11 protein-coding genes are annotated in these 14,742 nt (G+C 48.5%); 1 reads left to right on the forward strand and 10 read right to left on the reverse strand.

Annotated features, from left to right (window positions below; all coding sequences use genetic code 11):
- Positions 1–39: 39 nt before the first annotated feature.
- The 9 genes from AC0L4K_RS16080 to AC0L4K_RS16120 all read right to left on the reverse strand — a co-directional run bounded on the left by AC0L4K_RS16080 (position 40) and on the right by AC0L4K_RS16120 (position 12,429).
- The gene (locus AC0L4K_RS16080) at positions 40–705 is read right to left on the reverse strand and encodes a response regulator transcription factor (RefSeq protein WP_215951266.1); all 666 of its coding nucleotides are present in this window, start codon (positions 703–705) and stop codon (positions 40–42) included.
- Positions 706–901: 196 nt separating this feature from the next.
- Positions 902–2,854: an acetate--CoA ligase gene (gene acs / locus AC0L4K_RS16085; protein ID WP_417223765.1), complete on the reverse strand. Its 1,953-nt coding sequence runs from the start codon at positions 2,852–2,854 to the stop codon at positions 902–904.
- 321 nt (positions 2,855–3,175) lie between these two features.
- Positions 3,176–4,549 carry a sigma-54-dependent transcriptional regulator gene (locus AC0L4K_RS16090; RefSeq protein WP_473267171.1) on the reverse strand — a complete coding sequence of 458 codons (1,374 nt, stop codon included), beginning with the start codon at positions 4,547–4,549 and terminating at the stop codon, positions 3,176–3,178.
- A gap of 3 nt (positions 4,550–4,552) precedes the next feature.
- Entirely contained in the window at positions 4,553–5,707 is a 1,155-nt protein-coding gene (locus tag AC0L4K_RS16095; protein ID WP_417223762.1) for a sensor histidine kinase, read from the reverse strand.
- Complete coding sequence (locus AC0L4K_RS16100; RefSeq protein ID WP_473267173.1) at positions 5,708–7,153, reverse strand: sigma-54 dependent transcriptional regulator; 1,446 nt, start codon at positions 7,151–7,153, stop codon at positions 5,708–5,710.
- A gap of 271 nt (positions 7,154–7,424) precedes the next feature.
- Positions 7,425–7,814: a flagellar export chaperone FliS gene (fliS, locus tag AC0L4K_RS16105; RefSeq protein WP_417223759.1), complete on the reverse strand. Its 390-nt coding sequence runs from the start codon at positions 7,812–7,814 to the stop codon at positions 7,425–7,427.
- 29 nt (positions 7,815–7,843) lie between these two features.
- Positions 7,844–9,880, reverse strand: coding sequence for a flagellar filament capping protein FliD (gene fliD / locus AC0L4K_RS16110; protein WP_473267175.1), 2,037 nt, complete (start codon positions 9,878–9,880; stop codon positions 7,844–7,846).
- 72 nt (positions 9,881–9,952) lie between these two features.
- Complete coding sequence (locus tag AC0L4K_RS16115; protein ID WP_473267177.1) at positions 9,953–10,312, reverse strand: flagellar protein FlaG; 360 nt, start codon at positions 10,310–10,312, stop codon at positions 9,953–9,955.
- A gap of 110 nt (positions 10,313–10,422) precedes the next feature.
- Positions 10,423–12,429 carry a flagellin N-terminal helical domain-containing protein gene (locus AC0L4K_RS16120; RefSeq protein WP_473267178.1) on the reverse strand — a complete coding sequence of 669 codons (2,007 nt, stop codon included), beginning with the start codon at positions 12,427–12,429 and terminating at the stop codon, positions 10,423–10,425.
- A 281-nt stretch (positions 12,430–12,710) separates the two neighbouring features.
- Here AC0L4K_RS16120 and AC0L4K_RS16125 point away from each other — a divergent pair, with 281 nt between their 5' ends.
- Positions 12,711–13,016, forward strand: coding sequence for a flagellar protein FliT (locus AC0L4K_RS16125; protein ID WP_473267179.1), 306 nt, complete (start codon positions 12,711–12,713; stop codon positions 13,014–13,016).
- A gap of 469 nt (positions 13,017–13,485) precedes the next feature.
- On the opposite strand, the gene flgL is transcribed toward AC0L4K_RS16125, so the two are convergent.
- Positions 13,486–14,727 (reverse strand): flagellar hook-associated protein FlgL, encoded by a 1,242-nt coding sequence (gene flgL / locus AC0L4K_RS16130; RefSeq protein WP_417223751.1) that lies wholly within the window; start codon positions 14,725–14,727, stop codon positions 13,486–13,488.
- Between the last annotated feature and the right edge of the window lie 15 nt (positions 14,728–14,742).

Here is a 14,742-nt window from a genome sequence, read left to right on the forward strand (position 1 = left end):
ATGCAGACTATAAATAGCCTAGATAATGATGCCGTTGGTTTAGCCCAACTCAGTCTTTGGAGGATCAACACAGAGTCGCTGTGCTGCAATTACAGCTTGGGTACGACTATGGACACCAAGCTTACGCAAAATCGCCGTCACATGAGCTTTAATGGTCGCCTCCGAGACATTCAGATCATAAGCGATCTGCTTGTTCAGCAAGCCTTCGGTCAACATAGTTAACACCCGGAACTGTTGCGGTGTCAGTGATGCCAAATTAGTGGCAAACTTCTGATCCTCTTCAGTCACGTCCACGACGCCCTCGGCTACTTCTTCAGGTAGCCACTCTTCACCTTCGAGTACCGTGGTAATCGCTTCAGCGATCACATCCAAGGGGGAGGATTTAGGGATAAAACCGGAGGCACCGTAATCCAGCGCTCGCTTCATCACCGAGGACTCTTCACTGCCCGACACAACCACCACAGGAATACCTGGGTTTTTGCCCCGCAGGAACACTAAACCGGTAAAACCGTTAGTCCCCGGCATGTGTAGATCAAGTAATACTAAATCAGCATCTGAGTGATTTTCGACCGCTGCCTGAACCGCTTCCAGAGAATCGGCTTCAACGATTTCAACGCCCGGAACAGCCTGAGTTACCGCCTGTTTCAGTGCTGCACGGAATAACGGATGATCATCCGCAATGATTATCTTCTGCGCCAGTTGCATTCAGCTAATCTCCCTCCTTACTCGCTTCCAATCTGTGAAAACGTGTAAATATATCTACTTATAAAGTGCAGCGTCTGATAAAACAGCCGCTTACGCCTGATTATATTAACACCACTTGCAAAGCAAAACTCCCCCCGACCTTAAAAACCGGGAGGGAGCTTTGAAATTGTAGCCCTAAGTTAGTGCCTTAGCACATTTACTTACGGTTCATACGGTGCTCAATCAGATCATCAACCACGGATGGATCGGCCAGGGTAGAGGTATCACCCAAGGCATCGAAATCATCTTCGGCAATTTTACGCAGAATACGGCGCATAATCTTACCTGAACGCGTCTTCGGCATACCCGGTGCGAATTGAATCAAATCAGGCGATGCAATCGGACCGATCTCTTTCCGCACATGCAGTCGCAACTCTTTCAGCAGCTCATCGGATTGTTCAAAGCCAGACTGCAGGGTGACATACACATAGATGCCCTGACCTTTCAGCTCATGCGGATAACCCACAACGGCGGCTTCAGCAACTGCAGGGTGAGCAACCAATGCTGACTCAACCTCTGCTGTTCCCATACGGTGACCAGACACGTTGATAACATCATCCACACGGCCAGTAATCCAGTAATAACCATCTTCATCACGGCGGGCACCATCACCGGTAGTGTAATAGCCCTTGTAAGTAGTGAAGTAAGTTTGGACAAAGCGCTCATGGTCACCCCAGATAGAACGGCTCTGACCCGGCCATGAATCTTTAATGACCAAGTTGCCATCGGTGGCGCCTTCCAGCTCATGACCATCCGCATCCAGCAGTGCAGGCTGCACACCAAAGAACGGACGCGCCGCCGCACCCGGCTTAGCCGCAGTAGCACCCGGTAGTGGCATAATCATCATGCCGCCGGTTTCAGTCTGCCACCAAGTATCAACGATTGGGCAACGGCTCTGACCAATAATACGGTAATACCATTCCCAGGCTTCAGGGTTAATCGGCTCACCCACAGAGCCCAGAATGCGTAGGCTAGAGAGATCAGAATCACCCAGCACATCTTCGCCCTGTTGCATCAACGCACGGATAGCAGTTGGCGCAGTGTAGAACTGATTAACTTTATGTTTTTCGATAACGCGGCCAAAACGGCTGTTATCAGGATAGCTTGGCACACCTTCAAACATCAGTGAGGTAGCACCATTCGCCAACGGACCATAAACAATATAACTGTGACCGGTCACCCAACCAACGTCAGCGGTACACCAGTAAATATCACCATCTTTATAATCGAAGGCATACTCATGGGTCATGGCGGCATACACCATATAACCACCCGTGGTATGTTTCAGACCTTTTGGCGCACCGGTAGAACCGGAAGTGTAAAGGATAAACATCGGTGCTTCGGCTTCCATCTCTTCAGCCGGGCAATCGGCAGACGCATTGGCCACCAGATCTTCATACCAAACATCAACATTGTCGTCCCAAGCAACATCTTGCTCGACCCGCTTAACCACGATAACACTGTTGACGCAGGCTTTAGCCGCAGGATGTGCCAGTGCTTTATCAACGTTCAATTTCAGTGGTACTGACTTACCAGCACGCAACGAATAGTTAGAGGTAACCACAACCTTAGAATTAGCCCCTTCAATACGAGCCGCCAGCGCTTCTGGGGAGAAACCACCAAAAACGATAGAGTGCACCGCACCGATACGGGTACAGGCCAACATGGCCACGGCCGCTTCTGGAATCATCGGCATATACAGAGTGACCACGTCACCCTTCTCAACACCTTGCGCTTTCAGTGCGTTAGCAAATTTACACACGCGCTCATGCAGGTCACGGTAGGTAATGTTTTCAGAATCGCTGGGATCATCGCCTTCCCAGATAATCGCAACCTGATCACCACGGGTTTCTAGGTGACGGTCGAGACAGTTGTAAGAAGCGTTCAGTGTGCCATCTTCAAACCAGCGGATATCGACGTTATGCGGATCGAAAGAGGTATGTTTAACCTTGGTGTAAGGTTTAAACCAGTCCAGTCGCTTACCTTCTTCGCCCCAGAATGTATCCGGATCGTTAATAGACTGCTCATACATCGCTAGATATTTTTCATTGTTAATATGCGCAGATGCAGCCAGCTCTTCGCTAACCGGATATATCTTAGAATCGCTCATGTGTGATGCCCTTAGCTTGTTATTTATTCTATGCTGTGATCATGGCGGCTAAACCCTTAGACACCATGTCTCCCTATCCCTGCTCCACCGATATTATTGTTATTCGCGGCGAGATTTTTCAAGTTACTTTTCAATCAGCTCAGACTCGAATCGAGCCGTGCCGTTAAAATCGTTATTCTAGTGGTTAATGTTATACCTAAGGGACTAATTCTTCCTGAATTAGACATTGGTCTATCCGGCGCAGGCCATTAGTCGTACAAGCCCCTTTTTATACAACTTTAGGCGTATGAAAAGAGGCTTTTTGGCTGATACGCTGAGAGCCTAGCTTTTCAATTCTGCATCCAGATCGATCCCTGCCTCACGCATCCGCGCCAGTTTATAACGCAATGTTCGAGGACTAATCCCCAGTTTTTCCGCCGCGTCTTTGCGGCTGCCATTGGTTTCTCTCAGGGTCTCGATAATGAGCTGAAACTCGTGCTGCTTCATATCGTTGCCCAACTGACTCGGCTCATCACCGGCTAAGGCAACTGCCTCGATTCGACCAGCCATATCGGCGGTTTGCATACTGCCGGGCTGAATATGTAGATCCGCGGCACCGATCAACGCCCCCTGCTGCAAAATCAAAGAGCGCTGGACAATATTATCCAGTTCCCGAACATTGCCGGGCCAGTGATACGCTTGTAAAACCCGTTGCGCTTCATCACTCATCGATACCGCGGTACGGTTCATTTTGCGGGAATATTTTGCCAACAGGCGCTGCGCCAATGGCACGATATCACCAACACGTTCCCGCAGCGGCAACCACTGCAGAGGAAAAACATTCAGCCGGTAATAGAGGTCTTCACGGAACTTATGTTCGGCGACAAACTCTTCGAGCTTACGGTTGGTGGTGGCTAAAATTCGCACATCGAGGTTAATAATTTTACGTCCACCGACACGTTCGACTTGTTGCTCTTGCAAGACACGTAGCAATTTAGCCTGTAGCCCCAAATCCATCTCGGAAATCTCATCGAGCAAAATCGTACCGCCGTTAGCCTGCTCGAATTTACCCGGATTGCTGGTATAAGCGCCGGTAAAGGCCCCTTTTTCATGACCAAACAGAGTCGCCTCAAGCATATTTTCGGGAATTGCCGCACAGTTGATGGCAATAAACGGCTTGTCGGCCCGGGGCGAGTGCACATGAATATACTGCGCTAACACCTCTTTACCGGTACCACTTTCACCGGTAATCAATACTGTTGAATCGGTTTCAGCAACCCGTCTGGCCACTTGCAATAGCTGCTTACTGCTATTTTCTTCAGCAATTGGTTGCAGATTATCCTGTTCATTAAGGTGACTGCCGGTATAACGCTTCACCACCTCAATCAAAGCCTCAGGTGCAAAGGGCTTCATCAGGTAATCGACCGCACCGCTGCGAATCGCATCTACTGCTTTATTCACCTGACCATAGGCCGTAATCAGCATCACCGGCAAACAGGGTTGAGTTTGCTGGATTTTCGCCAACAGTTGATGACCATCCATGCCACCCATATTGACATCACTAACCACCATATCGACGGAATGCTCGGCGATCACCTCGAGTGCTTGTTCGCCGGATTCGGCTTCGAGGTAATCAAAACCCGCCAATTCAAGGGTATCCACCAGCGCTTCCCGCAGATCGGCATCGTCTTCAACCACTAATATTTTCATACTCATAAACTATCCGATCCTGCCGTCATGGGTTAAGCGGTCTGTTTGATTATCGCGCTGATCAGCTACTTGACCATCGGTCTGATAAGGGATCAGAAAAGCAGCCTGAGTGCCAACACCCGGTTGAGAACGCAGAATAAACTCACCATGATGCGCCTTAGCCACCACCTGAGCCACTGCGAGACCTAAGCCAGTACCGTGAGACTTAGTCGAATAAAACGGTTCCATCACCTTGTGACAAAGCTCTGCATCCATACCCGGACCATTATCTCGCACCTCGATTCCCAACTTATCACCCACCAACTGAGCTTCAATAACCAGTTCACAGCCCTTACCGCCAGCCTGCAAACCATTGTTGACCAAGTTCATGATCGCCCCCAGCAACGAGTCTTTATTGCACTGCAACTGTAGTTCTGGCACCCGATTAATACAGTCGCAATCCGCATCCCAGCTTAGCAACGGCATATCCAGTGCATCTTCCAATTCACGAAACAGTTGCGCGATAGTGATACGATCTTCCAAACGGGTTTCGCCACGCGCAAAGATCAGCATATCCCGCACCTGTAACTCGAGGTTTTCCAGCCGTGACTTTACTTTACCGGCAAACTTAATTCGCTGTTCCGGACGCAGCTCAGGCTTCATCAGATGACCAGCATAGAGAAGTGCAGCAGACAACGGAGTACGCACCTGATGCGCTAAGGAGGCCATCATCCGGCCCATCTCAGAGAGCCGCTGATAATGGGCTAGGCGTCCCTGCAACAGGCGCGTATCGGTTTGATCGGTCAGCATTAACAACTGCCCCGCTTCATTCGCTAAAGTGCTGGTCGACAGGCTCACCCGGCGGCCACTCTTCAACGATACCTCATGGCCATCATCACTACGGGGGGCAAAGCTACGCTGGATAACCCCCACCCAGCTTTCATGTTTTAGTGGCAGCCCTAACAGTTGCTCGGCGGCACTATTACATTCGGCCACGCGCCCGCGACTGTCAATCACCACAACCCCGGCCGGCAACAGATCCAGCAGATCTTCCAAGCGCCCCGATAGGCGATCATGGGCCGCTTGTTTCTCTACACTCACTTGACGAATATCATCAAGCTGAGATTTCAGTTGAGCCACTTCCTGCTCAAGCTGAGCTATTTTAGTATCGGCGTCTGTCATCATCTATTTTCGCTGAATTCCATATTTACGCATTTTTTCCACCAGCGTGGTGCGACGAATCTGCAACAAATCAGCTGCCCTTGCCACGACCCCACCGGTTTTGTCCAGCGCCTGAGTAATAAAGGTTTGTTCGATAGCCTCGGTATAGCGCTTAAGATCCATCCCCTCATCCGGCAACGCCAGCACACCGGACTCAGTCTCGGCCAGTGCCTCTGTATCCTGAACAGCATCCGCCCCGCGATACAGCTCAGGATTCGGCTCATCAATATGGCGAAATTTCGCTGGCAGCTCACTGACCCCCACCACCGCATCGGGATACAGAATAGCCAGACGCTCCACTAAGTTAGCTAATTCTCGGATATTGCCGGCCCAATCGTGCTGCTGTAACGAGCGAATCGCCGCCGGATGAAAACGAATACGGCCAAAACCATCATTAGCAACCCGGCGAGCAAACTCGTCCACCAATGGCGGAATATCTTCTATTCGCGCACGCAGAGGCGGCATATCGATAGGGAAAACATTGAGACGGTAATAAAGGTCTTCTCTGAAACTCCCATCGACAATCATCTGTTCGAGGTTTTTATGGGTCGCGGCGATGATGCGCACGTCGCAATCGATCGTGACACTGCCACCGACCCGTTCAAAGCAGCGCTCTTGCAGCACCCGCAGAAGCTTAACCTGCATCGGTAGAGGCATATCACCGATCTCGTCTAAAAACAGCGTGCCACCATTGGCCAATTCAAACCGCCCTGCCCGGGAGCTAATCGCTCCAGTAAAGGCGCCCTTTTCGTGACCAAAGAGTTCACTTTCCAGCAGGTCCGCCGGAATAGCACCACAGTTGACCGGCACAAAAGGCCCATTGGTACGCTTAGAGGCGCGGTGTAGATTATTCGCGACGATCTCTTTACCGGTGCCGCTTTCACCGGTAATCAATACATTTACATCTCGCCCCGCCACCTGGCTGATCATCTTGCGCACCAGCGCCATCGATTCACTGTGACCGACCATCCCTTCAAATTGGCTAGCGACGGACTTAGGGGAAAAGAGGTCCGGCTGACCGGCATATTGCAACTGTAGTTGACGATAGATCAGCGCCCGGTGCAACATCACCGTTAGCTCCGTCAAACTAGCATCTGGATTTAACCGACCAATCACTTTTTCTTGCAGCTTTTCAGAGAGCTGGTCTAGCTCCGTCCAAGGGCTGATCGCAATCACCGGCAGCTTGTCATCAATCTGATCGAGTTGCTGCATCAGCTTTTCCACTGAAATCGGTAGCCCACAATGCCCCAACCAAACCACCGCTCGATCGCCCGGCTCGTTACTCTCTTGCAACCAAGACACATAGTCTGTGGTGATATGACGGATATCAGCAAAATCTAACCGTTGCGACAGGCGCCTGCGATTATCAGCATCATCATCGATATAAATAATATGTAACGGGCTACTCATAGGCTTACCAGATTAACAATCACTCGGTGTTGTGCCCAAACGGCTTAAGCCCTCAAAGGACAGAACATGACACAACAATACGTCAAATTTATGACATGCAGCGATAAAAGACAACCAAAGATGGTGATGTTTTTTTGACACATGCTTTATTGAGTCTCTATTCACGTGATAGAGCATCCATCAGACAACAAAAAACCGCCTAGTGGCGGTTTGGGTAATTAGAGTAAAACTGCACTGTTTCAAGCTAAAGCGCTATAACACAAAAGAGTACTTAAGCAGGCACATCCATCTGAGTCCAGCCGGATTTTATTTCTAACAGCAAGTTCATCACTTCCTGCACTGTCTCTGCGTCATTATCACGGTTAGCCTTAGAAATAGTACGTACCATATAGTCATACAGCGCATCGAGATTTTCAGCGATATCGCCGCCTTTTTCGAGATCAAGAAAGTCTTTCAGACCCAAAATAATATCGTTCGCTTTATTCAGTTGCTCTGATCGGCCTTGTATATCTTTACGCTCAATTGAACCCTTTGCTTTCGCTAACGCGGTTAATGCACCATCAAACAGCATGGTAATAAGCTGCTGTGGCGAAGCGGTCTGAACCGCCGCTGACAAACCGACACTTTTATACTGTTTCAAAGCATTCAGATTAACATTCATTTTTTTAACAACTCCAAAAGCACTATAAATTATGATGAATATGTAAACGGTAAACGATCGGTCAGCCCTGTCAACGAATCGGCAGTACTACTAAAACTGGCAATAATTTGCTCCATTGCCAGGTATTGCTGTGTCAGAAGCTCACTTTTTATACTCATCTTACGATCAAGACTCTCTTGGTCATCAACGATACCATCGAGCTGATTATTAATACTGTCTTCTCTCGATTGAATCACGCCTGTACTCGAGAGAAAATTATCGATCAGCAATGACAGCTCACCGGCAAAACCGCGAGAGAAGGTAAAACTAAAATCCCCAGTGGTCCCCTCTTGCACCGTCAGGTTTAAACCATAGGGATCGGTATCTATTGCGGGCAGTAATACTTCGCCAGAGCCAAAGGCTGCCTCACCATTAATCGTACCAGTGGCATCGACACCCGCGGTAGAGATTGAGGCGTCCGACAAACCGGTTGCACTGGCAAACTCGGTGCCTGCCGCATCGAACTCAACCTTTGAAGTGCTACCATACTGACGAGATTGCAGCTGTATCTTATCGCCATCGAGAACTACATCAACAAACGCATTGGCCCCTGAGATTGAATCATCATTATTGATCAATGATTGTAACTCTGCACGCAACTCTTCAGCAGTGTTAAAAGTACCTGCTAGTGTTAACGATTCAGAGGTAACACCATCGACCGTCACAGCAAACGAAAAATCGCCCCCAGGAGTGGTCGTATTAAATGCACTAAAATCTTGATCGCTCAGTACTGACCCTTTAGCGGGTGAAGTCGTCACTGAGCCGCTGTAGGTGCCAGACACCGTTTTCGAGGCGTAACTACCAATCACCACATCGACGCCACTACTGGTTGAAGAGGTCTGAGGCGCAAAAATCGATGCGACCTTATCAAACTGATCCTTCATCGCGGCGTCAAAATCTTCAGAATCGATTTCAAGGGTTCCATCCAACGTTGTGCGAATACCAACATTCGTTAGGGCATTAAACTCGCTCACCCCCGGGACTGCATCAGAGATCATGCTACGAATACGCGCTAGCAGATTTTTAGCCGTACCATCCGTTGCCAACTCACCCTGAGAGGTCAGGTTGGTTTCAGCATCGGTTGTCACACCCGTCAATGATTTCATCGTGGTATATAAACTGTTATACCCATCAATAAAATTGCGAATCGCGGTTTCAGCGGTATCTTTCTCTTCGGAAATGGAAAATGTAAATTTTTCGCCCGGACTGGCCTTATTGATTGAGAATGACAATCCTTGCATTACGTCATCAATCTCATTGCTGTCGCGATAAACATCGAGACCATTCAATTTCAAATGTGCATCTTGACCCTGCTGAGTTTCGGTCACACCCGCCGAATAAGCAGCATTAAACTCAAAACCACTTAACCCTTCGGCGTCTTTACTAGCATCATCACTGGTAATCTGCAGTGCATTATTTTCACCCGAGGGGGCTGAAATCATCAGCTGATAATTACCGTCCACCAGCAACACCGATGCTTGCACATCAGAGTCGGCTTCGTTGATTTTATCGGCAATATCCTGCAGCGAATCATCTGTCGTAATGGCTACATCGATAGAGGTTTGACTCTCATTCTCGGCAAACGCGCTGGGCTCACCCGCCGCATAGGTCCAGGTGCCAAGACTAATAGTTAAATTACCGGAAACATTCAGTGCTGATTTTTTATCTGCTGCGGTAGTGCCAATCGCGAGAGATTGCGCTTGAGCCACCTCAATCACTTCAAGCTGATAACTGCCGACCTGCGCATCCGTACCGAGACTGTTGGGCGTAACAACATCTGTTTCTGGGAACGATACCGCTCGGGAATTAAAGGTGTCATTATTTGCAAGCGGTTCAAGCAGCCCCTGAAATTCAGACAAACTGCTTTTTAATGCGCCATAGGCTGAGATTTGCGCATCCAATGTTTCTTTTTTAGAATCAAGACGCTGTTGCTGGGGAGCTCTTTCGACATCAATCAACTGGTTAACCAGTGACACGGTATCGATACCTGAACCGAAGCCCAACGCGGAAACAATACTGGTATCCATAACAACTCCTATCATCTAAACGCAGCCACCGGCCGCCTATAAAACACTTTATTTAAAACAGTTTACACCGAATCAGGCATGATCGTTAAATATTAGCCCCATCATACCGTCAATATGCTTGGTCAGTTTCAGCGCTTCCTCGGTAGGAAACTGCCGAATTACTTCTTGGGTTTCGGTGTTCATCACCTTAATAACCGTCTCTTTAGTATCACTATCGACTGAGAAATTTAAGTTGCGCTGACCGTTATGCATAAACTCATTGAGCTTATCAACCATCGCTTCCAACTCTTCAGCACTCATCTCCTGCGACACTTGCGAATTTTCAACAGGGGATACGGCTTTTACCGCAGCGGCCTCACCCTGACGTACCGAGGGTGTTGGTGGCTGAGCCGTGGCTAAAGTGTTGCCTGAATTCATAGATTCAACTGACATTTTCTTTCTCCTTAACGAAAAATCCCCCACCAACGGTGGGTGAGGGACTTTAACTTTCAGGGCTACGCAAAGAAGAACTCATAAAAGCAAAACAGAGTCCCCTTAAACACTTATTGTAGCAGTGACAACACTTGCTGTGGCGCAGCGTTAGCTTGAGCCAACATCGCAGTACCCGCCTGCTGCAGTACTTGCGCACGACTCAGGTTCGCGGATTCTTCCGCAAAGTCAGCATCTTCGATACGTGACCGTGCAGCGGAAACGTTTTCCGCAACGTTAGACAGGTTGCTGACGGTGAAGTCCAGACGGTTAGCCACGGCACCGAGATCACCACGGGTGGAGTTGATGGTTTCAAGGGCGTTATCAATCACACCGATAGCTTTCTGGGCACCAGCTGCTGTAGAGATATCAATGCTGCTCAGTGAAGATCCAAATGCACCATTCGAAGTAGTGTTCGCATCCAGTAGACCTGTTGCCAGTGCACCATTGGCTGTGACATCAACGCTAATTGGCGAACCACTATCAGATGTCAGTTTGACACCACCGACGCCGTCATCAACATCGGCACCAGCCCCCGCAAGGCCCGCACCGAGAACAGCCGCAAAATCCGCGCCGCTATCGGAAGCACCAGCAGCATCACCAAACGTAATCGAAGCTACATCACCCTCTAAACGCAGTTCACTACCAGAAAGTACAGCCGTAATACCTGTCTCAGCAGTTTTAGCATTAATCTGATCAACCGTTGTCGACAGTTTCGCATCAGCACCCGCAGCGATGGTTACACCGTTAATAGTAAACGCTGCAGCGGTACCCGCACCTGTTGAGTTAGTTGCAGTATCAATTTCAACCGATGTAAAAGCATTAGCTGTCACACCTGACTCATCACTAACGTCATTAATCGCAGCCACAGTATCTTGTAAAGCACCCGATTCACCGGCACCAACCTTCACACCATTAATCGTTACATCACCAGCAGCCAACGTTGTTGTACCACCATCGGAGGCTGCGCCTTCGATAACACCAGAAACATTACTCTCACGGAAACCTAATGCTTCTAAATCAGCTGCGTTACCAGCAGAACCTCGCTCGATAGTGATGTCATCGCCCGAATCTGAAGAAAGGGCAATAGACGCCTCTGCACTCGCGGCGATGGTACCAGCAGCACCACCAGCATCGGTGATACCAACACTAGCAACATTTTCGGCACTAATATTCAGCTTATTGTCATCGGTAATTGAAGCGCTTAATAAACCGCCGCCTTCTTCATTTAGCTTATCTACCAAAGATTCGAGGCTATCAGTATCCGTCACACTAATGGCTGCGGTAGTGCCATCAAGCTTAGTCAGCGTTACTGTTAATGTGTCAGTCCCTTCAACTAAGATACCATCACCCGCCGTAGTAGCAGTTAACTCTGCATAAGTAGAAGCCGAAACCCCGCTCACATTGGTATTAATCGCATCAACGAGTTCACCCACATTATCGGTAGCACCACTGTACGTTTCACCGATCGCCATAATAGACTGGCCATTAATCGTCGCTGTATTATTTTCAAGCGAGATATTGGCTTTAGTAATAGAAGCCCCCATTACATCAGCACTAGTGGATCCTAAGCCCAATGACTTAGAGTCCATTGCACCGATTTTCATTTCAATCGTCTGGTTGGCTTCAGAACCGACCTGTAACGTAACGCTGCCCAAGCTGCCGTCCAGAACATTCTGGCCATTGAAACTAGTGGTTTCAGAGATACGATCTAGCTCAGCAACCAACTGCTTAACTTCCGCATCCATAGTTGAACGGTTACCGCTATCGTAGGTACCGTTGGCAGACTGAATAGACAGTTCACGCATCCGCTGCAAAATGTTGGTTGACTCGCTCAACGCACCCTCTGCGGTTTGAATCAGTGATTGACCATCATTCGCGTTACGAACCGCTTGGTTAAGGCCGCTCACCTGAGAGGTCATACGGTTAGCGATGGAAAGGCCTGCAGCATCGTCAGAAGCTGAGTTGATACGCTTACCACTGCTTAGTCGTTCCATTGCCTGATTTTGCTCGTTCAGAGAGCTCGTTAGGTTACGCTGCGCGTTTAACGACATGATGTTGGAATTAATTACTAAGCTCATGAGTTGTTCTCCTCATATCAACCAGATCTGACTGGCCGTTAATTTGTACATTGTCGGTATCGTTCTGACGCTTTATAAATCGGAGCGCTACCGGGTATGGAATACTTTATCGACCATTTTTTAAGATACTTTAGCGATTCTTTTGTGCTTTCCTTAGAGAATCCACAGACTTTCTTTTATAGTCTTTATCTGAACCACTTAGCGACTGCCTTAGTATGGCCAAGTATCTACTATATCGGCAGCTATTCAGCCTGCTTTAGCAAAATAGTCAGGATAAAATAATGTTTGAAATAATTCGCCAGGCATTTGAATTAACAAAACAAATGCTCGCCGCCGTAGAACAAAACAACTGGGACGAAGTGCAACGGCTGCAGCTAGCCCGACAGCAGCTTATGCAGCAGTCCGAAACGTTATCGGCACCGACGGATAAGCCAACATCCGAGCGTATCAGCCAACTCGTCATCGCCATGCAGGAGATGAATACCCACATAGCGCCCTTGCTGCAGCAGCGCCGCCAAGCCCTGATAAAAGAATCGTTACAAAACAATAAAGGCCGAAAAATGGCCAAGGCCTACAAAACCCCGTAAACACAAACCTAAGACGGTGAAGATTAGCGATTCATTCTTCATCGACACACTATGTTACGTATGATTACATTGGGTGATTTGTAGCGCTTAAGGACGATCCAACTACATTGAGCTGTTGCCTCACGGGTATAACGCAGGAAAATCCGTCTTAATCTCGGCCTAGCAGGTCGGGTAATCGATCTTTTCCAGCGGCATCATCCAGATACCGCACAGGTATTCCCGCACAACTGATGCATTGAATAGAAATAGATGAGTATGTTTGACTTTTCGACAGGCGATACAGGCAGTCAATCTTATTGATCAACAGGTATGGTTTACGGTATTTGGCACACTTGGGAGTGGCAAACAGGCTCTAACGGAACCTGCTTTCTTCGGTAATATGGCATTCCATGCCCTCCAATGAAATGTCATCACCTCCGGTACTGCCAGCCTGCAACCAACACTCAGCTATTCTGCGATGTTATAAAGCTTAATTGATGTAATTAAATAGAGAGAGCGACGTCACACGACCAAAAGTTGCCTGTGCGGCTTCTAGTGTCACTTCCTGCAATTTAAACTCGCTAATTACCTCATCAAGGCTTGCATCAACTAACGCCGACAGTGTGCTTTCCGTCAACAGCTTAAAATCAAGGTTTGAACTCGTCGCGTATTCGAGCGTATTCAAGCGAGAACCCAACGTGGAGCGCGCCTCTAAAGTACGCTCCGCAGCCTCTTTAAATTGACTAATGCCTGTTGCCACCGCCTCATTTAACGCTGTACGCTCTTCCTCTGTGGTCACTGGTTGAGCCAATACATTTGCAAGATCTATCGCGACTTCAAGAACATTCTTCCGCTCAGCCCCTGTATTAATCACGATAGTGTTATCTAACGGGTCAGCTGACACAGCACCCAGCTCAAACTCAAGCCCTTCAAACGATACCTTGTCACCCGGCACAAATGCAGCTGCATCGAGGGTATTTCCGCCGCTATCTTTAATCGTATAGCTGTAGTTACCCGGGGTGGCTTCTTCGATGGTCACCGCCAGATCCCCTAGCCCATTAGTGGCTTTCTCAAATTGATCTTCCGCCGCTTGGTTTTGAAACCCAGCCTCGGAGATAAAGCTATTGCCATTAGTTACTGACTGCCCAGCAAGCTTTACTTGCAATGGCCCTTCAACGGATTCAAACAGATACTGGCCTGAGTCATTCGAGGGTATAAACAAATTACTGCCGACCTGAATTACACGCTGCCCGTCATCACCCATATAATCATAGCCACCGCTGCCTGACTCGACATAGGGCTGCGTTGAACCTTTACTACCGGCAAACAGATACTCACCTTCAGAATCCTGAGTATTCATTAAACCGGCAACATAATCCGTTAACTGATACAGCTCGCTGGCAATACTGGCCCGATCCTGATCACCCAATACACCATTACCCGACTGAACGCCTAACTCACGCATCCGATCAATAGCTATATTGATATCATCCAAAATGGTTTCTTCCAGCTCTAAACGCCGCTGAGTAACATTGATGTTGTCATCATATTTTTCATTCTGCGCCAGCTCCCTTTCTAACTTGATAACCTGTGCTGCCGCAACAGGATCATCGGAGGGGTTTACCAGTTTTTTACCGGTCGAAATCTGCTCTTGCAATTTACCCAGATTTATCTGGCCTTGCTGCATGTTTTCACTGGCTTTCAAATACTGCTGTTGGGTTGATATACGCATGTTTCAACCTTCCTC

Source organism: Amphritea sp. GJ51-11, from assembly GCF_055808735.1.